Source organism: Bradyrhizobium nivariense (genome assembly GCF_029846695.2).
Taxonomy (GTDB): Bacteria; Pseudomonadota; Alphaproteobacteria; order Rhizobiales; family Xanthobacteraceae; genus Bradyrhizobium.
This window is the reverse complement of the sequence record NZ_JARWCR020000006.1, coordinates 136863-156441: the sequence shown is the minus strand read 5'-3', so window position 1 is coordinate 156441 and position 19579 is coordinate 136863. Positions and strand designations below refer to the sequence as shown.

Annotated in this window: 21 protein-coding genes; 12 read left to right on the top strand and 9 right to left on the bottom strand. The window is 65.6% G+C overall.

Going from position 1 to position 19579, the window contains the following annotated elements; all coding sequences use genetic code 11:
* The first annotated feature begins 299 nt into the window (after positions 1–299).
* The 7 genes from rsmI (at position 300) to QCM77_RS07815 (ending at position 7350) form a co-directional block, all read left to right on the top strand.
* Entirely contained in the window at positions 300–1250 is a 951-nt protein-coding gene (gene rsmI / locus QCM77_RS07845; RefSeq protein ID WP_279682727.1) for a 16S rRNA (cytidine(1402)-2'-O)-methyltransferase, read from the top strand.
* Complete coding sequence (locus QCM77_RS07840) at positions 1237–1638, top strand: YraN family protein (protein WP_279660156.1); 402 nt, start codon at positions 1237–1239, stop codon at positions 1636–1638. Before rsmI ends, QCM77_RS07840 begins: the two co-directional genes overlap by 14 nt.
* A 10-nt stretch (positions 1639–1648) precedes the next feature.
* Positions 1649–2593: a glutathione synthase gene (gene gshB, locus QCM77_RS07835; protein WP_279682726.1), complete on the top strand. Its 945-nt coding sequence runs from the start codon at positions 1649–1651 to the stop codon at positions 2591–2593.
* A gap of 325 nt (positions 2594–2918) precedes the next feature.
* The gene (gene cpaB, locus QCM77_RS07830) at positions 2919–3743 is read left to right on the top strand and encodes a Flp pilus assembly protein CpaB (RefSeq protein ID WP_279660158.1); all 825 of its coding nucleotides are present in this window, start codon (positions 2919–2921) and stop codon (positions 3741–3743) included.
* Positions 3744–3756: 13 nt separating this feature from the next.
* On the top strand, positions 3757–5274 hold the full coding sequence (locus tag QCM77_RS07825) for a type II and III secretion system protein family protein (RefSeq protein ID WP_279682776.1): 1518 nt from the start codon (positions 3757–3759) through the stop codon (positions 5272–5274).
* Between the two features lie 55 nt (positions 5275–5329).
* Positions 5330–6064 carry a CpaD family pilus assembly protein gene (locus QCM77_RS07820; protein ID WP_279682724.1) on the top strand — a complete coding sequence of 245 codons (735 nt, stop codon included), beginning with the start codon at positions 5330–5332 and terminating at the stop codon, positions 6062–6064.
* On the top strand, positions 6061–7350 hold the full coding sequence (locus tag QCM77_RS07815; RefSeq protein WP_279682722.1) for a CpaE/TadZ family protein: 1290 nt from the start codon (positions 6061–6063) through the stop codon (positions 7348–7350). Before QCM77_RS07820 ends, QCM77_RS07815 begins: the two co-directional genes overlap by 4 nt.
* 45 nt (positions 7351–7395) lie before the next feature.
* On the opposite strand, the gene QCM77_RS07810 is transcribed toward QCM77_RS07815, so the two are convergent.
* A complete protein-coding gene (locus tag QCM77_RS07810; protein WP_279682721.1) occupies positions 7396–8184 on the bottom strand; it encodes a tetratricopeptide repeat protein in 789 nt (262 codons plus the stop codon).
* Between the two features lie 79 nt (positions 8185–8263).
* Entirely contained in the window at positions 8264–8509 is a 246-nt protein-coding gene (locus tag QCM77_RS07805) for a PilZ domain-containing protein (protein WP_007598461.1), read from the bottom strand.
* 226 nt (positions 8510–8735) lie between these two features.
* On the opposite strand from QCM77_RS07805, the gene QCM77_RS07800 reads away from it, so the two are divergent.
* From QCM77_RS07800 to QCM77_RS07785, 4 genes are all read left to right on the top strand, one after another.
* On the top strand, positions 8736–10274 hold the full coding sequence (locus QCM77_RS07800; protein WP_279682719.1) for a YifB family Mg chelatase-like AAA ATPase: 1539 nt from the start codon (positions 8736–8738) through the stop codon (positions 10272–10274).
* Positions 10275–10383: 109 nt separating this feature from the next.
* The gene (locus tag QCM77_RS07795) at positions 10384–10851 is read left to right on the top strand and encodes a hypothetical protein (protein ID WP_279682717.1); all 468 of its coding nucleotides are present in this window, start codon (positions 10384–10386) and stop codon (positions 10849–10851) included.
* A gap of 164 nt (positions 10852–11015) precedes the next feature.
* Positions 11016–13241, top strand: a complete 2226-nt coding sequence (locus tag QCM77_RS07790) for an ATP-binding protein (RefSeq protein WP_279682715.1) — start codon at positions 11016–11018, stop codon at positions 13239–13241.
* Positions 13242–13365: 124 nt separating this feature from the next.
* Positions 13366–14010: a histidine phosphatase family protein gene (locus tag QCM77_RS07785; protein ID WP_279682714.1), complete on the top strand. Its 645-nt coding sequence runs from the start codon at positions 13366–13368 to the stop codon at positions 14008–14010.
* Between the two features lie 55 nt (positions 14011–14065).
* Here QCM77_RS07785 and coaA read toward each other — a convergent pair whose 3' ends face one another.
* The 7 genes from coaA to hisB all read right to left on the bottom strand — a co-directional run bounded on the left by coaA (position 14066) and on the right by hisB (position 18826).
* The gene (gene coaA, locus QCM77_RS07780; protein WP_279682713.1) at positions 14066–15022 is read right to left on the bottom strand and encodes a type I pantothenate kinase; all 957 of its coding nucleotides are present in this window, start codon (positions 15020–15022) and stop codon (positions 14066–14068) included.
* 21 nt (positions 15023–15043) lie between these two features.
* Positions 15044–15370: a phosphoribosyl-ATP diphosphatase gene (locus tag QCM77_RS07775; protein WP_279660167.1), complete on the bottom strand. Its 327-nt coding sequence runs from the start codon at positions 15368–15370 to the stop codon at positions 15044–15046.
* A 102-nt stretch (positions 15371–15472) separates the two neighbouring features.
* On the bottom strand, positions 15473–16246 hold the full coding sequence (gene hisF, locus QCM77_RS07770) for an imidazole glycerol phosphate synthase subunit HisF (protein WP_279660168.1): 774 nt from the start codon (positions 16244–16246) through the stop codon (positions 15473–15475).
* 10 nt (positions 16247–16256) lie between these two features.
* A complete protein-coding gene (gene hisA / locus QCM77_RS07765) occupies positions 16257–17003 on the bottom strand; it encodes a 1-(5-phosphoribosyl)-5-[(5-phosphoribosylamino)methylideneamino]imidazole-4-carboxamide isomerase (RefSeq protein ID WP_279682711.1) in 747 nt (248 codons plus the stop codon).
* A complete protein-coding gene (gene hisH, locus QCM77_RS07760; protein WP_279660170.1) occupies positions 16991–17641 on the bottom strand; it encodes an imidazole glycerol phosphate synthase subunit HisH in 651 nt (216 codons plus the stop codon). The genes hisA and hisH overlap by 13 nt, the downstream gene beginning before the upstream one ends.
* A complete protein-coding gene (locus QCM77_RS07755) occupies positions 17638–18168 on the bottom strand; it encodes a DUF2628 domain-containing protein (protein ID WP_279660171.1) in 531 nt (176 codons plus the stop codon). The genes hisH and QCM77_RS07755 overlap by 4 nt, the downstream gene beginning before the upstream one ends.
* Positions 18169–18232: 64 nt before the next feature.
* Positions 18233–18826: an imidazoleglycerol-phosphate dehydratase HisB gene (hisB, locus tag QCM77_RS07750; RefSeq protein WP_279660172.1), complete on the bottom strand. Its 594-nt coding sequence runs from the start codon at positions 18824–18826 to the stop codon at positions 18233–18235.
* A gap of 191 nt (positions 18827–19017) precedes the next feature.
* On the opposite strand from hisB, the gene hslV reads away from it, so the two are divergent.
* The gene (hslV, locus tag QCM77_RS07745; RefSeq protein WP_247352594.1) at positions 19018–19578 is read left to right on the top strand and encodes an ATP-dependent protease subunit HslV; all 561 of its coding nucleotides are present in this window, start codon (positions 19018–19020) and stop codon (positions 19576–19578) included.
* The last annotated feature ends 1 nt before the right edge of the window (position 19579 follow it).

Here is a 19579-nt window from a genome sequence, read left to right as displayed (position 1 = left end):
TTCCACGACACAAGCCGCAGATTCAGGCATATTGTCGGCAAATAGTTAACTAAAACAAAAGGATAATGACCGCTTAACGCGCCCCCACCTCAAGTTCTGGCTAGCTGTCCACCGTCCATCACCCAGCATCAAGGCGGCGTTTCCGCCGCGAATATGGCGCTGACGCTTCATTCCCTCGGGAATGTGATGCCGGATGGATCACATTCCAGTCCTTCCTCGCCCCTTACCCAGCCACGATCTTTTTCTTTTTCCGAGAACCGGTTCCCAGCCCCGGGGATCATGCCTAAGTTCGTCTCATTATGCGCGCAAAGCCGTCCCCGATAAATACACCTGAGACTACGGATCCCGCCTTGCGCGGTTTCTCCATCGACGCCCATCGGCTCGCGGCGCGGAAGGCCGCGCCGGGCCTGCACCTGGTCGCGACCCCCATCGGCAATCTCGGTGACATCACGCTGCGGGCGCTGCAGACCCTCGCCGGGGTCGATGTCATCGCCTGCGAGGACACCCGCATCACGCGGCGTCTGACCGAGCGCTACGCCATCGCGGCGCAGCTCAAGCAATATCACGAGCACAACGCGGAAGCGGCCCGTCCAAAGATCCTGGAGGCGCTGGGGCAGGGCGGCTCGGTCGCGCTGGTGTCGGACGCCGGCACGCCGCTGATCTCCGATCCCGGCTTCAAGCTGGTGCGCGAGGTCTGCGCCGCCGGCCACGCGGTCTACGCGCTGCCCGGTCCGTCCTCGGTGCTGGCGGCGCTGTCGGTCGCGGCATTGCCGACCGATCGTTTCTTCTTCGAAGGTTTCTTGCCGTCGAAATCCGTCGCGCGAAAATCGCGCCTGACCGAGCTTGCGCGCATCGATGCGACGCTGGTGATGTTCGACTCCGGCAACCGGGTGCAGGACACGCTCGCCGAGCTCGCCGAGATCATGGGGACCCGCGAAGCCGCGATCTGCCGCGAGCTGACGAAACTGCACGAGGAGATTTCGCGCGCGACGCTGCATGAGCTGGCCCGCGACGCCGGCACGCTGGAGACGCGGGGCGAATTCGTCCTGGTGATCGCTCCGCCTGCGGCTGATGCCGAGATGCTGACATCGGATGCGCTCGACGACGTCCTGCGCGAGCAGCTCGCCGCGCACAGCGTCAAGGATGCGGTGGCGCATGCGGTCGCGCTCTCGGGCCGGCCGCGCCGCGAGGTCTATGCTCGCGCGCTCGAGCTTGCCAAAGGCCTGCGGGGCGGCGATGGCGAAGAATGAGGTCCCGGCGGAGCCCAAAGTCGCCTCGCCCGAGCGCGTCGCCGCGTTCCACACCGGCATCTCCGCGGAAAGCCGCGCCGCAGCCTTCCTGATGGCCAAGGGCTACCGCATCCTCGCCAAACGCTACCGCACGCCGCATGGCGAGATCGACATCGTGGCCCGCCGCCGCAACCTGATCGCCTTTGTCGAGGTCAAGGCGCGCGCGACGCTGGACGACGCCGCCTTTGCCGTGACGGCGCGCCAGCAGCAGCGCATCATCGACGCCGCGCAAGGCTGGCTGGTAGCGCATCCCGAGCATGCCGAATTCGAATTGCGATTCGACGCCATGCTGATTGCGCCGCGGTCACTTCCGCGCCATGTGTTGGCGGCATTCGACGCCTCGACCTGAAAGGCAGACCATGAAACTGAACGTCGCCGTCCAGATGGACCCCATCGCCCGTATCAATATCAAGGGCGATTCCACCTTTGCACTGCTCCTGGAGGCGCAGAAGCGCGGCCACGGCCTGTCCTATTACACGCCCGACAAGCTCTCGATGGTCGGCGAGGAGATTGTCGCTCCCGTTCAGCTGCTCACCGTGCGCGACGAACCCGGCAATCATTTCACCCTCGGCGAGCCCAGGCGGGAGGCCCTCAACGGCTTTGACGTGGTGCTGCTGCGCCAGGATCCGCCGTTCGACCTCGCCTACATCACCTCGACGCATCTGCTCGAACGCATCCACCCGAAGACGCTGGTCGTCAACGACCCCGCCTCGGTGCGCAACGCGCCGGAAAAGCTGTTCGTGATGAACTTTCCGCAACTGATGCCGCCGACCCTGATCTCGCGCGACTTGGATGAGATCAACGCCTTTCGCGACAAGCACGGCGCCGTCGTCATGAAGCCGCTGCACGGCCATGGCGGCGCCGCGGTATTCCGCGTGATGCCGCAGGACATGAATTTCGGCTCGCTGTTCGACATGTTCTCGGTGACATTCAAGGAAGCCTGGGTGATCCAGCAGTTCATCCCCGAGGTGAAGCACGGCGACAAGCGCATCATCCTGGTCAACGGCGAGTTCGCCGGCGCGGTGAATCGTGTCCCGGCCACAGACGACCTCCGCTCCAACATGGTACGCGGCGGCGCCGCGCAGGAGACCGAGCTCACGCCGCGCGAGCGCGAGATCTGCGCCACCGTCGGACCGACGCTGCGCGAGCGCGGGCTCTTGTTCGTCGGCATCGACGTCATCAACGGCAACCTCACCGAGATCAACGTGACCTCGCCGACCGGCATCCGTGCGATTGCAAAGCTCGGCGGCCCGGACGTGGCGGCAAAGGTCTGGGACGTCATCGAGCAGAAGCGGGCGAAGTAGGCACCTGTTCTTTCGTGGCTTGCAGCCCGCATGAGCGCAGCGATATCCCGGCTACGGACATCAATGGAAACACTGCGCACACGCCACTAGCCACCCCTTCACCATGACGCCGCGCGCCTCATTCGAACGCAGGGGCCGCGCTGCGTGAAACTACGGGGCCAGTGGCCGACCAGCTAACGCCCCATTCACCATCTGCCCAGAACGCGCGTCGTCACTGGCCATCACACTCGGCCTCGCAACACCCCTTATACTTTTACTGCCTACTCATCGACGTCGGGGAACCCGCCAGGTGCGGTTCGAGTGCCCCGCGTAAGAGTAGAAGCGTATGAACACCGCACGCATTGTCGTTCTCGTCATCGCGCTAGGCGCCGGCGGCGTCGCTGCGTATCTGGCGAGCGGCTATGACAACAGGCCCGCGCCCGTTCTCCCCGTCGCCGAGAAGCTGCCGACGGTTGAGGTCCTGGTCGCCAAGAACGACATCCAGCTCGGTCAAGCCGTGAAGCCCGAGGACCTGCAATGGCAGGCCTGGCCGGCGACGACCGCGAGCAGCGCCTTCATCCGCCGCGACAACAGGCCCGAGGCGCAGACCCAGATCGCAGGCTCGATCGCACGCGTGCCGTTGATGCAGGGCGAGCCGATCCGCGAGCAGAAGCTGGTCAAGGCCGAAGGCTCCGGCTTCATGGCCGCGATCCTGCCGTCGGGCATGCGCGCCGTCTCCACCGAAATTTCAGCCGAGACCGGCGCCGGCGGCTTCATCCTGCCGAACGACCGCGTCGACATCGTGCTGACCCGCCGCCTGAAGAATCCTGACGGCGCGAACAACAGCAACGGCCCGACCGGCGGTAACGACCTCGTCCTGTCCGAGGTCATCCTGACCAATATCCGCGTGCTCGCGATCGACCAGGCGCCGAAGGAAAAGGACGGCCAGAACGCCGTCGTCGGCAAGACCGTCACGCTCGAGCTCAGGCCCGATCAGGTCGCCACGCTGTCGGCCGCGCGCCAGGGCGGCACGCTGACACTCGCGCTGCGCAGCATTGTCGATGCCAACTCAGTCGACGGCACGCCCGAGGACCAGGCGATCAAGCGTCCCGGCGGCGTCAACGTGATCCGCTACGGCGTGCAGGCACGGCAACTGACGTCACAGAAGTGATGATGGGGATATGATGAACTACGGGGATGATCGGACGGGCATGCGCATTCGGGGGAAGCGCGCGCGCTCGTTCTGGACGGGGACGATGCTGATACTGGGGCTCCTCGCAGCTCCCGATGTCGTCAGCGCGGCAGATGCGCCGGTCGGCGACCAGGCGCCGATGCAGGCAGCGGATCTCGATGTGGCGCCGGTCGCGACGATCGCGCCGGCGAGGACGCGCTTCCTGTCGCTCGGCGTCGGCAAGTCCGCCGTCATCGACCTGCCGCGCGAGGTCAAGGACGTGCTGGTCGCCGATCCCAAGATCGCCAATGCGGTGATCCGCTCGGCCCAGCGCGCCTATATCATCGGCGGACAGGTCGGCCAGACCAACGTCGTATTCTTCAGCGCCGACGGCCAGCAGGTCGCCGCCTACGACATCGCGGTGAAGCGCGACCTCAACGGCATGCGCGCGGCGCTGCGTCAGTCGCTGCCGGGCGTGCAGATCGAAGGCATCGGCGACAGCGTGATGCTGACCGGCTCGGTGTCGAGCCCGGTCGAGGCCCAGCAGGCCGGCGACGTCGCCGCGAAACTGGTCGGCGGCTCTGAGAAGGTCGTCAACAACATCGTCGTGCGCGGCCGCGACCAGGTGATGCTCAAGGTCGTCGTCGGCGAAGTGCGCCGCGACATCGTCAAGCAATTGGGCGTCGATCTCAGCGCCAGCCTGAATGCCGGCACGGCGGTCGTGAACTTCAACAATTCCAATCCGTTCTCGGTCTCGGGTGGCCCGCTCGTCAGCAGCAACGGTCTAGGCGTCGCCGGCCTCACCAAGGGCGTCGCCACCGTCAGCGCCACGATGCGCGCGATGGAGAGCGCCGGCGTGATGCGGACGCTGGCCGAGCCGAGCCTGACGGCGATCTCCGGCGAGTCCGCCACTTTCATCGCCGGCGGCGAATTCCCGATCCCTGCGGGCTATTCCTGCGATCCGGTCACCCACGTCTGTACCACCCAGATCACCTACAAGAAGTTCGGCATCTCCCTGAACTTCACGCCGGTCGTGTTGAGCGAGGGACGCATCAGCCTGCGCGTGATGACCGAGGTCTCGGAGCTGTCGAATCAGAACGCTATCTCGGTGACACAGGCGGTGTCCGCGAGCTCGACCAGCTCAATCACCATCCCCTCGATCCAGACCCGCCGCGCCGAGACCACGCTCGAGATTCCCTCGGGCGGCTCGATGGCGATGGCCGGCCTGATCCAGCAGCAGACCAAGCAGGCGATCAACGGCCTGCCGGGCGTCGACCAGGTGCCGATCCTCGGCGCGCTGTTCCGCAGCCAGGACTACGTCAACAACGAGACCGAGCTGATGGTGATCGTGACGCCCTATGTGGTGCGCGCGGTCGCCCAGAAGGAATTGTCGCGGCCCGACGACGGCTTCGCGCCGGCCTCTGACGCCCAGACGGCGCTGCTCGGCCGCATGAACCGCCTCTATGGCATCGCGCGCCGCGTCGATCCCATCGCCGGCACGCCCGGCGATTTCGGCTTCATCATCGACTGAGGCGAACGGGCGGCCAGGGGAACGGGGCAAGATAGGGGCAAGAGGGGATGAAGCGATGACGAAGACCATGGCCGATCGACGTCGCAAGTTGAGCGTCGCGCTGGCGCTGACGGGGCTCTCCGTCATGCTGGGCGCCTGCAACACCACCGGCGAGATCGTCACCCAGACGGTGCCGACCGACTATCGCCAGCGTCACCCGATCGCGGTGCAGGAAGCCAAGAAGTCGATCGTGATCTTCGTCGGCAAGGCTCGCGGCGGCCTCTCGGCCGCGCAACGCTCGGACGTCGCCGGCATTGCCCGGGACTGGGTCGGCGAAGGTACAGGCTCCGTCGTCGTCGACGTGCCCGTCGACGCCGCGAATTCGCGCGCGGCGGCAGCGACTTATCACGAAATCCGTTCCGTGCTCGCATCCGGCGGCGTGCCCTCGCGCGCCGTCGTCCAGCATCCCTATCGGCCCGAGGATCCCGGACTGCTGCCCACCATTCGCCTGAGCTATTCCCGGATCGCCGCGGTCGCCGGCCCCTGCGGGCTGTGGCCGGAGGATATCGGCCCCTCCATCCTCGACCCCGGCTACAACGAGAACCGGCCCTATTTCAATCTGGGCTGCGCCAGCCAGCGCAACCTCGCGGCGATGATCGACAATCCGGCCGACCTCGAGCAGCCGCGGTCCGAGACGCCGGCCTATAATGCACGGCGTGACATGGCCTTCGAGCGCTATCGCAAGGGCACGCCGATCGCGACCGCCAATCCAGAGGCCGACAAGGCCAAACTCAGCGACACAGGCAGATGACACGCGTCCACGACGAAGAAGCGGACGATCCGCAGCACCCCGAGGAACACATTGCGCCGGTTCCTCGCATCTCCGTGCAGGCCTTTTGCGAGACCGGGCAGACGCTCGCCGCGGTGACCGCGGCCGGGCAGGATCGCCGCCTCGCCAAGGCACACCTCACCGCCAAGGACGGCGGCCTCGCCGCGGCGATCGAAGTCTATGAAACGATGCCGACGCCGAACGTCATCGTGATCGAATCCGACGGCGCGCGCGACATCCTCGAGGGGCTCGACGACCTCGCCGGCGTCTGCGATCCCGGCACCCGCGTGGTCGTGATCGGCAATCCCAACGACACCGCGCCCTATCGCGAGCTGGTCCGCCGCGGCGTCAACGATTATGTGGTGGGACCGGTCGAAACGCTCGACGTCGTCCGCTCGATCTGCAGCCTGTTCTCGGCGTCCGAAGCCATCATCACCGGCCGCGTCATCGCGGTGGTCGGCGCCAAGGGCGGCGTCGGCGCCTCCACCGTCGCGCACAATGTGGCCTGGACCATCGCCCGTGACCTCGCGCTCGATTCCGTCGTGATTGATCTCGACCTCGCCTTCGGCACCGCGGGTCTCGACTACAACCAGGATCCGGTGCAGGGCATCGCCAACGCGGTGCTGTCGCAGGACCGGCCGGACACGGCGCTGATGGAGCGTCTGCTCTCCAAATGCACCGAGCGGCTCAGCCTGCTCGCCGCGCCCGCGACGCTCGACCGCGTCTACGATTTCGGCGCGGAGGCCTTCGACGCGGTGTTCGACACGCTGCGTATGACCACGCCCTGCATCGTGCTCGACGTTCCCCACCAATGGTCGGGCTGGACGCGGCGCGCGCTGGTCAACGCGGACGACATCGTGATCGTGGCCGAGCCCGATCTTGCGAACCTGCGCAACACCAAGAACATGCTGAGCGTGTTGAAGGCGGCGCGGCCGAACGACCGGCCGCCGCTCTACTGCATCAACCAGGTCGGCATGCCCAAGCGGGCGGAGATCGAGGTCAAGGCATTCGCCAAGACCATGGAGAGCCAGCCGATCGCGGTGATCCCGTTCGATTCGAAGCTGTTCTCGACCGCGGCCAACAACGGCCAGATGATCGCGGAGGTCTCCAGGAGCCACCGCACCACCGAGCTGTTCCAGAACATGGCGAACCGCCTCGCCGGGCGCGGCGAGGTGAAGAAGCCGAAGCGCTCGCTGCTCGGGCCGCTCCTGAAGAAGCTGAAGGGCAGGTCGGGGCGCGGGTCAGCCCCGCATCGCAAGGCATCCTGACCAAGGCATCCTTGCCAAGGCATCCTGACACGCGCGGGCGGCGGGTTACTTGTCCGCCCGCTGCTGCTGCTTCTTCACCAGCAACTGCCGCAGCGCCGTGACTTTTGCCGCCGCCTGATCCGGCGGCAGATCGGCCTTGACGATGGTCTCGGCCTCGGCCTGCTTTCCTTCCAGTCCCAGCACGAGCGCGAGATTGGCGCGCACGCGGACATCGGCGGGATTGCGCTCATGCGCCCGGCGCATCGTTTCCTCTGCCCGCGGCAGATTGTTCTGGAGCATGTAGGACAGTCCGAGATTGGACAAAACCTGCGGCTCGTCGGGCACGATCTTCAGCGCGGTGGCGTAATATTGCTGCGCTTCCTCGTTGCGGCCGAGCTGATCGAGCGCGGCGCCCTGCGCCGACAGGATACGCCAGTCGGGATCTTCAGGCGAATGCGCGCGCCCGAGGACGTCGAACGCCTGCTGGAAATTACCGCTGTCGGCGAGCGCGCGGCCATAGCCGGCGAGCAGCGCCTTGTTGGTGGAATGGGCCAGCACGGCCTGCTCCAGCACCGCAAGTGCCTGCGCGCGCTGGCCGGTCTGGCGCAGCGCCTTGCCGTATTCGAGCGCGACGTTGGGATCGCCAGGCTTGGCGCGATAGCGCTCGCGCAGCGCGTCCATGTCCGGCTTGATGTCCGGCTTGGCGTCGGCCTTGCCAGCCGTTTCCGACCTTCCGCCGAGCGCACCGGTGATGTCCTCGATGCCCGTGGTCTGACAGCCGCCGAGCGCCAGGATCAGAAGCGCGGAAAACAGATATCTCGCCGGAGGAGAGGCAACGGACAAACGCTTGGACATACTCTGATCACTCGGCGACTGATCAGAGATGCTTACCGATTAACGCTAAGGTCCCGTTAAGGCGGGGCGCTTCTGTAGCTTAGTCGGTGAATTCAGCGCCGAATTCGCAGCCGATGCGCCAGCGCAGGCGGCACTGGCGGGAATAGTCGGGCGCGAAGATGATGGTGAATTGCGGCGGCACTTCCAGAAACTCGGCCACCACCTTCACGCCGCCATCCGAAATATCCGTGATCGTGCAGTCCCGCGGCAGGGAACCCGCGCCAAAATGGATCTTGGCAAGCCGGGTGCACATCCGTCGTTCGCTTCTCCGGCGATTTGCAAGCATTTGAATTGTTCACCCGTTAGACCACGGCCCATCCCGCAGCCTTAGGAGTAGCGGACATTCGTTGGAATGTGCTGAGGAGAGCCGCTGGCATTCGAGGCGTAGTGTCTTGGTCGTGTTTACGATTGGTTAGGGCCTCCCAGCCCCTGGGCATGTTCCCGTATTGTTCTTGCAAGTGCCGGCCCGCTCTGCTACCCCTAATTGTGCAAGAGGGCAGGCTGGTTCGGGCATGGTTCAGCGGGTTTCCACCGTCGCCTTTGAGGGGATCGAGGCCCGCGCGGTCGACGTGCAGGTGCAGGTCGCGCCGGGTCTGCCGGCCTTCGCGATCGTCGGTCTCCCCGACAAGGCGGTGTCGGAGGCGCGCGAGCGGGTCCGCTCGGCGCTGATCGCCTCGGGGCTGGCGCTGCCGGCGCGGCGGATCACCGTCAATCTCGCCCCCGCCGATCTGCCCAAGGAGGGCAGCCATTATGACCTGCCGATCGCGCTCGGGCTGATGGGGGCGATCGGCGCGATCCCGCCGGATGCGCTGACCGGCTTCACCGTTCTGGGCGAGCTCGGCCTCGACGGATCGATCGCGCCGGTGGCCGGCGTCCTTCCCGCCGCAATCGGCGCCAATGTGCGCGAGGAGGGGCTGATCTGTCCGGCAGCTTGCGGCTCGGAAGCGGCGTGGGCGAGCCCGGACATCCAGATCATCGCCGCAAGTTCGCTCATCCAGATCGCCAACCACTTCAAGGGAACGCAGGTGCTGTCGCGGCCTGTGCCGAAGGTGCATGAAGCCGCGGCCTCGCCGCTCGACCTGCGCGACATCAAGGGACAGGAGAGCGCCAAGCGGGCGCTGGAGATCGCGGCCGCCGGCGGGCATCATCTGCTCATGATCGGCGCGCCCGGCGCCGGCAAATCGATGCTGGCGGCACGCCTGCCCTCGATCCTGCCACCGCTGTCACCGGGCGAGTTGCTCGAGGTGTCGATGATCGCCTCCGTCGCCGGCGAGATCGAGGGCGGTGCGCTGACGGCGCGGCGGCCGTTCCGCTCGCCGCATCATTCCGCCAGCATGGCCGCGCTCACCGGCGGCGGCATGCGCGCAAGGCCCGGCGAAATCTCGCTCGCGCATCAGGGCGTGCTGTTTCTCGACGAGCTCCCCGAGTTCGATCCGCGCGTGCTGGATTCGCTGCGCCAGCCGCTGGAGAACGGCGAGGTCTCGGTGTCCCGCGCCAATCACCGCGTCACTTACCCCGCACGCTTCATGCTGGTCGCGGCGATGAATCCCTGCCGCTGCGGCAATGCGTTCGAGCCCGGCTATGCCTGCAAGCGCGGCCGCATCGATCGCTACACCGGCGACTACCAGGCCCGCATCTCGGGGCCGCTGATGGACCGCATCGACTTGCGCATCGAGGTTCCCGCAGTGACCGCGGCCGACCTGATCCTGCCGCCGCCGGCAGAGGGCTCGGCCGAAGTCGCCGCGCGCGTGGCGGCGGCGCGCGACATCCAGCTCGCGCGCTACGCGGATGCCGGCCTGCCGAAGGTTCGCACCAATGCCGAAGCGCCGGCCTCGGTGCTGGAGGAGATCGCCAAGCCGGATGCGCAAGGCCAAAAGCTGCTGCGCGACGCCGCCGAGACCATGCGGCTGTCGGCACGCGGCTATCACCGCGTGCTACGGGTGGCGCGCACGCTCGCCGACCTCGACGGCGCCGACAAGATCGGCCGGCTGCATCTCGCCGAGGCGCTGTCCTACCGCGCGCTCGCAGAGGATGTGCGCCAGATGGCGTGAGCGTCACGCGCGTCAACCCGGCGGTAACGAGTTTCCTTTACGCTCTGCAAACCATAAGGCCCATCGGTTCCCGCCACGAGTTTCCCCAGGGCCTGGCGAGTAGCGTGTCATGTTGCGTTTCAAGGTCCTGGCCTCGGTTATTCCCCTGCTCGCGGCTGCGGTGTTTGCCCGCAGTGAGATCGGATCGGTCTCGCATCCCTGCATCGCACTGGGCGACACCTCGGTCGAGCTGACGTCCCTGTTCTGGACCGCCGGCGTGCATGTCGCCTTCACCGATGATCCCGCTCGCGCCACGGTGCGGGTTCAGATCACCGAGGATGCGGATGCGGCAGACTTCGCGGTCGTCGACGACGGCCTCGGTTCGGAATCGGAGACCTGCCAGGCCAATCCTTCGACCCGTCTGATCTCGATTGCCGCGCAGCCCGTCGACGGCGGTCAGGTGATCTATCTCTCCACCGAGGGGCCGGCGGATTACCGCGTCTATGTGCGCTCGAAGACGTTCTCGCAGCGCGAGGCGGCGGCGCTGATCGTCGGCGCCCGCGGCGGCCACCGCCATCTCCAGGCCGCCTCGCTCTAGATTGTTGTTTGAGCATGATTTTTCTGAATCATGCGCTGAGCCGTTAACGCCTCGTCAACCCTGTTTGGAGGCGGTCCCAATACCTCAAGCTGTTCGCAAGGTCGGCGGGACATCGTCGGTTACAGCGAGCGCAGGGTTTTAGGAAAACAGTCGGGTCGGTGGCGATGGGTCGGACGTTCCGGATCAAGGTGCGCATGCGCCGCTTCAGGCGGCAGTACCCCAAAATCGCCTTCGCGATCCGCTCCTTCATGATCTTCTCGGCGACCTTCGGCGGCGCCTATGGTTTTGTCTCCGGCAGCCGGTCCGAGAATTCCGGCTATGATCCCAACGCGTTCGCGATCGGCGCCAGCTTCCTGTTCGCGCTCTCCTGTCTCGGCCTTGCCACGCTCAGCATGCGCCTGCGCTTCGTCAAGAAGCGGATGCGTGCGCTGGCGGCTCACAACGAAGCGCTGATCGACCGCAATTGGGAGCTGAAGGAAGCGGAGGAACGCGCCCGCAGCCTGTTCGAACAGCAGGGCGATTTGATCGTGCTGCGCGACACAAACGGCCGCATCACCTTCGCCAACGAAGCCTATTGCGCGCTTGCGGGGCAGGCGCGCGGCGCGCTGGTCGGCACGCGCTTTGATTTCGACGTGCTGGAGCAGGGCGACAGCGCCCGCGAGAGCAACGGCACGCGCATTCACGACCAGAAGATCGCAACCCCGCTCGGCGCACGCTGGATCGCCTGGCGCGAAGGCTATGTCCGCCTCGACGCCGGCCAGCCCGCCGAATTGCAGAGCGTCGGACGCGATGTCACCGACCGCACCGAGACCGAGCGTGCGCTGTCCGACGCCCGCGACCAGGCCGACGCCGCCAACCGCGCCAAATCGCGCTTCCTGGCGATGGCGTCGCACGAGATCCGCACGCCGCTCAACGGCATCATCGGCATGGGCGGGCTGCTGCTCGACACCACGCTGACGCCGGAGCAGACGACCTACGCCAAGGCCGTGAAGACCTCCGGCGAAGCACTGATGGCGCTGATCGAGGAGTTGCTCGACTATTCCAAGATCGAAGCCGGCAAGCTCGATCTCGAGCAGCGTCCCTTCGCGCTCTCGGCCCTGATCGAGGAAATCACCGAGCTGCTCGCGCCGCGTGCGCAGGCAAAGAAGCTCGAAATCGCCGCCTATGTCGACGAGCGCCTGCCGCTCGAATTGGTTGGCGACGCCGCGCGGCTGCGCCAGGTGCTGCTCAACCTCGCCGGCAATGCCATCAAGTTCACTGCGAGTGGCGGCGTCGCGCTGATCGTCGAGCCCGGCATCTGGCCGAACGAGATCAGCTTTCTGGTGCGCGACACCGGCATCGGCATCGCGCCGGAAGCGCAACAGCGCATCTTCCGCGAATTCGAGCAGGCCGACGAACGCGTTGCGCGCACCCATGGCGGCACCGGCCTCGGTCTCGCCATCAGCGAGCGCATCGTCAAGCGCATGGGCGGCCGCATCACGCTCACGAGCGAGCCGGGCAAGGGCTCGACCTTCGAGGTCGCGATTCCGCTCGCGTCATTGCACGCCGGCGCGGAGCCGACGGCGTTCCCGAGTCCCGACCTCACCGGCAAGTCGATCCTGCTGATCGCCGACGGTATCGAGGCCTCCCTGATCGCGCGGCGGCTGGCGCGCTGGGGCGGCCAGACCTGCATGGTGACGGACGCGGCGGCGGCGGAAGCGCTGCTGCCGGAACGCTCATGGCATTCGGTGCTGATTGATCGTGCGCTTGGCGCCGCCATCGCCGACCGCCTCGGCGAGGCCGCACGCAGGCATGCTATGCAACGCCTCGTGCTGCTGACGTCGGGCTCGCGCCACGAGAAAGTCTCGCCGGCCTTCACCGGCTTCCTGGTGAAGCCGCTACGCGCGGGCTCGCTCGCCGCACGCCTCGCGCTGACCCCGGAGGTCGCCTCACCCGATCTGGCACCGGAGCCATCACCCCGATCCACCGGCGCGGTACCGGCGAAAGGCCTGTCAATTCTCGTCGCCGAGGACAACGAGATCAACGCGCTGTTGATGCGCTCGCTGCTGACGAAACTCGGCCACCGCGTCGTCATCGCCGTCCATGGCGAGGCCGCGCTGGAATCCTGGCTCGGCGCGTCATCGGCCGGCACGCCCTATGATCTCGTGCTGATGGACATCCAGATGCCGCAGCTCGACGGCATCGAAGCGACAAAACGCATCCGTGCGCATGAGGCAGCCAAAGGCGGCCACCACACGCCGATCCTCGCACTCACCGCCAATACGCTGGTGGAAGATCGCTACGCCTGCTTTGAAGCGGGCATGAACGGATTTCTGATCAAGCCGCTCGATCGCGAGAAGCTGGAAGAGGCGCTTGCGGGGCTGGCGGGGTCGCGGCATCTGGCAGTTTGATCCAGGACGGCTCGACGTTTCCGCGCATGGGAACTTCTTATCCGTTGATATTCGATAATTGAAATCGACCCTGCTGCACGTCACCATCCTCGGGGGGCCGTTTTTCAAGAAGAGGATGTCGGACATGAACCTGCTTTGCCGGCTCGCTGCCATTGTCCTTCTCTCTGGATTCACCTCGTCTGGATTCACCCCGGCCGCCGCGGCCGATAGCTCGGAACTAATCGCCTCGCTCAAGCAAGGCGGCTACGTGCTGGTGTTTCGCCACACCGCCACCGACGACGGCCAAAAGGATGTCTACCCCTTCAAATTCGACGACATGAGCGCCCAGCGCCAGTTGAGTGAAAAGGGCCAAGACATGGCACGCCAGATCGGGACCGCGATCAAGGAACTCGCGATCCCGATCGGAGACATCTACACCAGCAGGCTGAACCGTGCGATCGAGGCGGGCAAGCTGCTCTCCGGCCGCGAGGTCAAGCCGATCTATGCGTTGACGGACAGCAGCAACGCCAGCGCATCGGGAATGGCAAACCCGACCGGTGCGAACGCAAAAGCCGGACTGGCCATGCGCCAGCTCGTCGACGCCTCGCCGAAGGCCGGCACCAACACGTTCCTGGTCACGCACAAGACCAACATCGCCGACGCCTTCGGCAAGGACGCCGGCGACGTGCAGGAAGGCGAAGCCTTCGTCTATAAGGCAAGCCCCACCGGTGCCGCGACTTTCGCGGGGCGCATCAAGCCTGCGGATTGGATTGCAAGAGCCGGCAAGTGACGTGCCGCACGCAGCTTCGGCGGGCAGATCGCTGACGCATCCGGCTGGCTCGCAGCTACAACCTGCGCAGCGCCACGCTCGCCACCGTGTGGTCGGCGCCCTTCTTCAGGATCAGCGTCGCGCGGGGGCGGGTCGGCAGGATATTGTCCTCGAGATTGGCGAGGTTGGTGCGCTCCCAGATCGCGATCGCGGTCGCGGTGGCTTCCTCGTCGGACAACAGCGCATAGCGATTGAAGTAAGACTTCGGATTGGTGAACGCGGTGTCGCGCAGCGACAGGAAGCGCCTGATGTACCACTGTCGCAGCGCGGCTTCGTCGGCGTCGATATAGACCGAGAAATCGAAGAAGTCGGAGACGACGGGCACGGCCTTGCCGTCGCGCGGCAGCTTGCCGGTTTGCAGCACGTTGACGCCCTCGACGATCAGGATGTCGGGCTGGTCGATCTCGGCCCACTCGTTCGGCACGATGTCGTAGGTCAAATGCGAATAGACCGGCGCGCGCACATGGCGGCGGCCGGCCTTGATGTCGGAGAGGAAGCTGAGCAGCAGCGGCAAATCGTAGCTCTCCGGAAAACCCTTCTTCTGCATGATGCCCTGCCGTTCGAGCACGGCATTGGGATACAGAAATCCGTCGGTGGTGATCAGCTCGACCTTGGGACGCGGCGACCAGCGCGCCAGTAGCGCCTGAAGCACGCGGGCGGTGGTGGACTTTCCGACCGCGACCGAGCCGGCGACCCCGATGACATAGGGCATCTTGCGGTCGCGGATGTTGAGGAACTGGCGCTCCGCGTAATAAAGCCGCTGCATCGCATCGACATAGATCGACAGCAGGCGCGATAGCGGTAGGTAGATGTCCTCGACTTCCTGCAAGTCGAGGCGATCGTGCAGCGAGCGCAGCCGGTCGAACTCGCCCGGCTCCAGGGTCATCGGCGTGTCGTCGCGCAGCCGCGCCCATTGCTCGCGCGTATAGACGCGGTACGGATTATACTGCTGCTCGGGTGCGCGGATATCCATGACGCGATCTTTCCACCTCGGCTAGTTGCCGCTTTTGCGCGACGCCTTTTCTTCCAACCCTGACATGTTCGTCCGCTTGTCCAGCGCGGCTTCGACCTCTTCCAGCTTTACGCCGCGGACCTTGAGCAGCACAAGGAAATGATAAAGCAGGTCGGCGCCTTCAGCGATCAGATGCGCGCGATCGTTTTCGACTGCTGCGATTACGGTTTCGACTGCTTCCTCACCGAACTTCTTGGCGCAATGTTCGGCGCCCTTGTCGAGGAGCTTGCGGGTATAGGACGCCTCGCCACCCGCTGCCGCGCGGGCGTCGATGGTCTCGGCCAGATCATGGATCGTAAAACGCGGCATACAAAATACTCGGAAAACGCGCCTCGGCCGATTATTGGCCGGTTATCTGGCGGGATAAGCCGGTCCCCGCCGATGATGTAGCATTTTTACGGACGGGAGTCGTCAGGCATCGAGGCGCATGGCCAGCCCGCGCCGGGCCATGTGCTCCTTGGCTTCGCGGATGGTGAATTCCCCAAAGTGGAAGATCGAGGCGGCCAGCACGGCGGTGGCGTGACCGTCGCGAATACCGTCGACGAGGTGGTCGAGATTGCCGACACCGCCCGAGGCGATCACGGGAACGGGAATGCTGTCGGCGATCGCCCGGGTCAGCGGGATGTCAAAACCCTGCCTCGTGCCGTCGCGGTCCATCGAGGTGAGCAAAATTTCACCAGCGCCGAGCGAGACCACCTCCTGGGCGTATTCGATGGCGTCGATGCCGGTCGAGTTGCGGCCGCCATGGGTGAAAATCTCCCAGCGGTCGCCGCCCGGTCGCTTGACCCGCTTGGCGTCGATCGCGACCACCACGCACTGCTCGCCGAATTTTTCGGCAGCTTCCTTGACGAACTCACGCCGCGACACAGCGGCGCTGTTGATCGAGACCTTGTCGGCGCCGGCACGCAGGAGCGTCTTGATATCGTTGACCTCACGCACGCCGCCGCCGACGGTCACCGGCATGAAGCAGGCTTCAGCGGTGCGCCGGACCACGTCCAGCATGATGCCGCGATTCTCATGGGTCGCGGTGATATCGAGAAAAGTGAGCTCGTCGGCGCCGGCGGCGTCATAGGCGATCGCCGCTTCGACGGGGTCACCGGCATCGCGCAGGTCAACGAAATTGACGCCCTTGACGACCCTTCCGTCCTTGACGTCGAGGCAGGGGATCACGCGCACCTTGAACATGTGTCAGCTCCTAGGCGATGCGCGCGGTGCGGATCAAAGTGAGGGCGGCGGCTGGATCGAGCCGACCGTCATAGAGCGCGCGGCCGGCAATCGCACCGGCGAGCTTTTTCGCGCGCGGCGTCAGCATCGCCTTGACGTCCTCGATCGAGGCGAGGCCGCCGGAGGCGATCACCGGGATGGATATGGCATCTGCCAGCGCAATGGTCGCATCGAGATTCAGGCCCTTGAGCAGGCCGTCGCGCGCGATGTCGGTGAAGATGATGGCGGCGACGCCGGCATCCTCGAAACGCTGTGCGATCTCCAGCACCGTCACCTGAGAGGTCTCGGCCCAGCCTTCGACCGCGACCTTGCCGTCGCGTGCATCGAGCCCAACCGCGACGCGGCCGGGGAATTTCCTTGCAGCCGCCTTCACCAATTCAGGGTCGCGCACCGCGGCGGTGCCGATGATGACGCGGGCGATGCCCTTTTCGAGCCAGGCTTCGACGGTCGCGAGATCGCGAATGCCGCCACCGAGCTGCACCGGAATCCTGATCGTCTTCAGCATCGCCTCGACGGCCTCGGCGTTGACCGGCTTGCCGGCAAACGCACCGTCGAGATCGACGACGTGGAGATACTCAAAGCCCTGCGCAACAAAGCTCTCGGCCTGCGCGGCGGGATTGAGGTTGAACACGGTCGCGCGCGCCATGTCGCCTTGCTCGAGGCGCACGCATTGGCCGTTCTTGAGATCGATCGCGGGAAAGAGAATCACGGCTTCCATCGCAAAAAGTTCGAGATCAGGGCCAGGCCAAAACGCTGGCTCTTCTCGGGGTGAAACTGCGTGCCGATGGCGGTGTCCTTGGCGACGATCGCGGTCACAGGCCCGCCGTAATCGGCGCGCGCGAGCACGTCCGCCTCGTTGGCGGCATTGAGGTGATAGGAGTGCACGAAATAAGCGTGCTGGCCCTTGGGGCCGAGCGGCAGCCTCTCCAGCACCGGGTGCTCGCGCAGGACGTCGAGCGTATTCCAGCCCATGTGCGGGATCTTCAGGCTTTCGTCGCGCGGCGTGATCTTCTCGACGTCGCCGCCGATCCAGTTCAGCCCTTGCGTGATGACATGCTCCTTGCCGCGGGTGGCGAACAGCTGCATGCCGACGCAGATGCCGAACATCGGCCGCGCCTTGACGCGCACTGCTTCGGTGATCGCCTCGACCATGCCGTTGACCGCATCGAGCCCGCGCCGGCAATCGGCGAAGGCGCCGACGCCCGGCAGCACCAGACGGTCCGCGCCATAGGCCTGGTCCGGATCGCTGGTGACGAAGACCTTTTGCGGGTTCTCCATGCTGCGCGCGGCGCGCTCGAACGCCTTGGCGGCCGAATGCAGATTGCCGGAACCGTAATCAATGATGGCGACGCTCATCTTGGCCCTCCCGGTTCTGGAAACAATCCAATGATGCCGCCCGCCGGCATCGGCGGTGGGTTTGAGAATTGCTGACCCGGCACGTTGCGGGTCGGCGGCGGGCCGCCGCGATCGACGGCCCATTGATCGTTGACGATGCCGCGCTGCTTTTGGCTCCAGCGCTCGAAGAAGCGGCGCTCGGCGGTGTCCTCGTCGTCGGCAATCACCACGTCGAGCTGACGCCATTTGCCGCGCGACAGCGTCCAGCGCCGCAGGCTCGAGGCCTCGAAACCCATCAGGAGCGCGACGATGATGTCGGCAAAGAAGATCGAGCTGCGTCCGACGCCGAGGCTGGACAGCCCCGCGTTGAACGCGGCGACGAAGATCACCCAGCCGATCAGCGCCAGCCATAGCCGATGCCACAGCAGCCAGAGCGGGCCGAAAATCATCGCCCAGAAATGGAAGCCGTCGCGCACGAAGACGAACTTGTCGGTCGCGCGCAAATCGGCTCCGGCAGGGGAGGGAGCATGAACTGTATAGACAGGCATGGTGATGCCCCGTTCTCAAGAATTCAGTGATACCGCAAGCGGCGCGTGCCGCCGGCCCGAGATGTCAGCCGCCGAGCGAGCCCTTGGTGGACGGGATTTCGCCCACAGCCTTCGGATCGATCGCGACCGCCGTCCGCAGCGCCCGCGCCAGACCCTTGAAGCAGGACTCGGCGATATGGTGGCTGTTATCGCCATATAGGGTCTCGACGTGGAGAGTCACGCCGGCGTTCATGGCGAAGGCCTGGAACCACTCGCGCACCAGCTCGGTGTCGAACTCGCCGATCTTGTCGCGGGGGAAGTCGACCTTGAACACCAGGACCGGGCGGCCCGAGATGTCGATGACAACGCGCGACAGCGTCTCGTCCATGGGCATGTGCATGTCGGCATAGCGGGTGATGCCCGCCATGTTGCCGAGCGCCTGCTTGACGGCCTGGCCGAGCGCGATGCCGGTGTCTTCGGTGGTATGGTGATGATCAATGTGCAAATCGCCCACCGCCTTGACCGTGAGGTCGATGCGGGAATGGCGGGCGAGGAGATCGAGCATATGGTCGAAAAAGCCGATGCCGGTCGCGATATTGGACACGCCGGAGCCATCGAGGTTCACGGTGACCTCGATGTCGGTTTCCTTGGTCTTGCGCTTGATCGTCGCGGTGCGCATCAAAACTAGCTTCCATCCTAGTTCGGGGCCGAAAACGCCGGTCTTTTAACAGCCAAATGACGCCTTCGCTACTGCGGGAACGGCTGGCCGGGCCTCTACTTCTGCCTATGGTGAGCGAAATTGGGCCCGGAGCGGCCCGTTGTGCCCCCGCCCCTGACCGCCTAAATCAGCCCGGACAACGAGGATCATTCATGCAGGACTCCCCAAACAGCTCGCCGGGCTGGCACGGCACCACGATTTTGACGGTCCGCAAGGGCGGCACGGTGGTGGTCGGCGGCGACGGCCAGGTCTCGATCGGCCAGACCGTCATCAAGTCCAATGCCAAAAAGGTCCGGAAACTCGGCAAGGGCGACGTCATCGGCGGTTTTGCCGGCGCCACCGCCGACGCCTTCACGCTGTTTGAGCGTCTGGAAGCCAAGCTCGAGCAGTATCCGGGGCAATTGACCCGGGCCGCGGTCGAGCTCGCCAAGGACTGGCGCACCGACCGTTATTTGCGGCGCCTGGAGGCCATGATGATCGTGGCCGACAAGGACGTCTCCCTGGTGCTGACAGGCACCGGCGACGTGCTTGAGCCCGAGGCCGGCGTCATGGCGATCGGCTCCGGCGGCAATTACGCGCTGGCCGCCGCGCGGGCCCTGCTCGACACCGACAAGGATGCCGAGACCATCGTCCGCCGCTCCCTCGACATCGCCGCCGACATCTGCGTCTACACCAACCGCAATGTAACCATCGAAGCGCTGTCGGCCGGCTAGG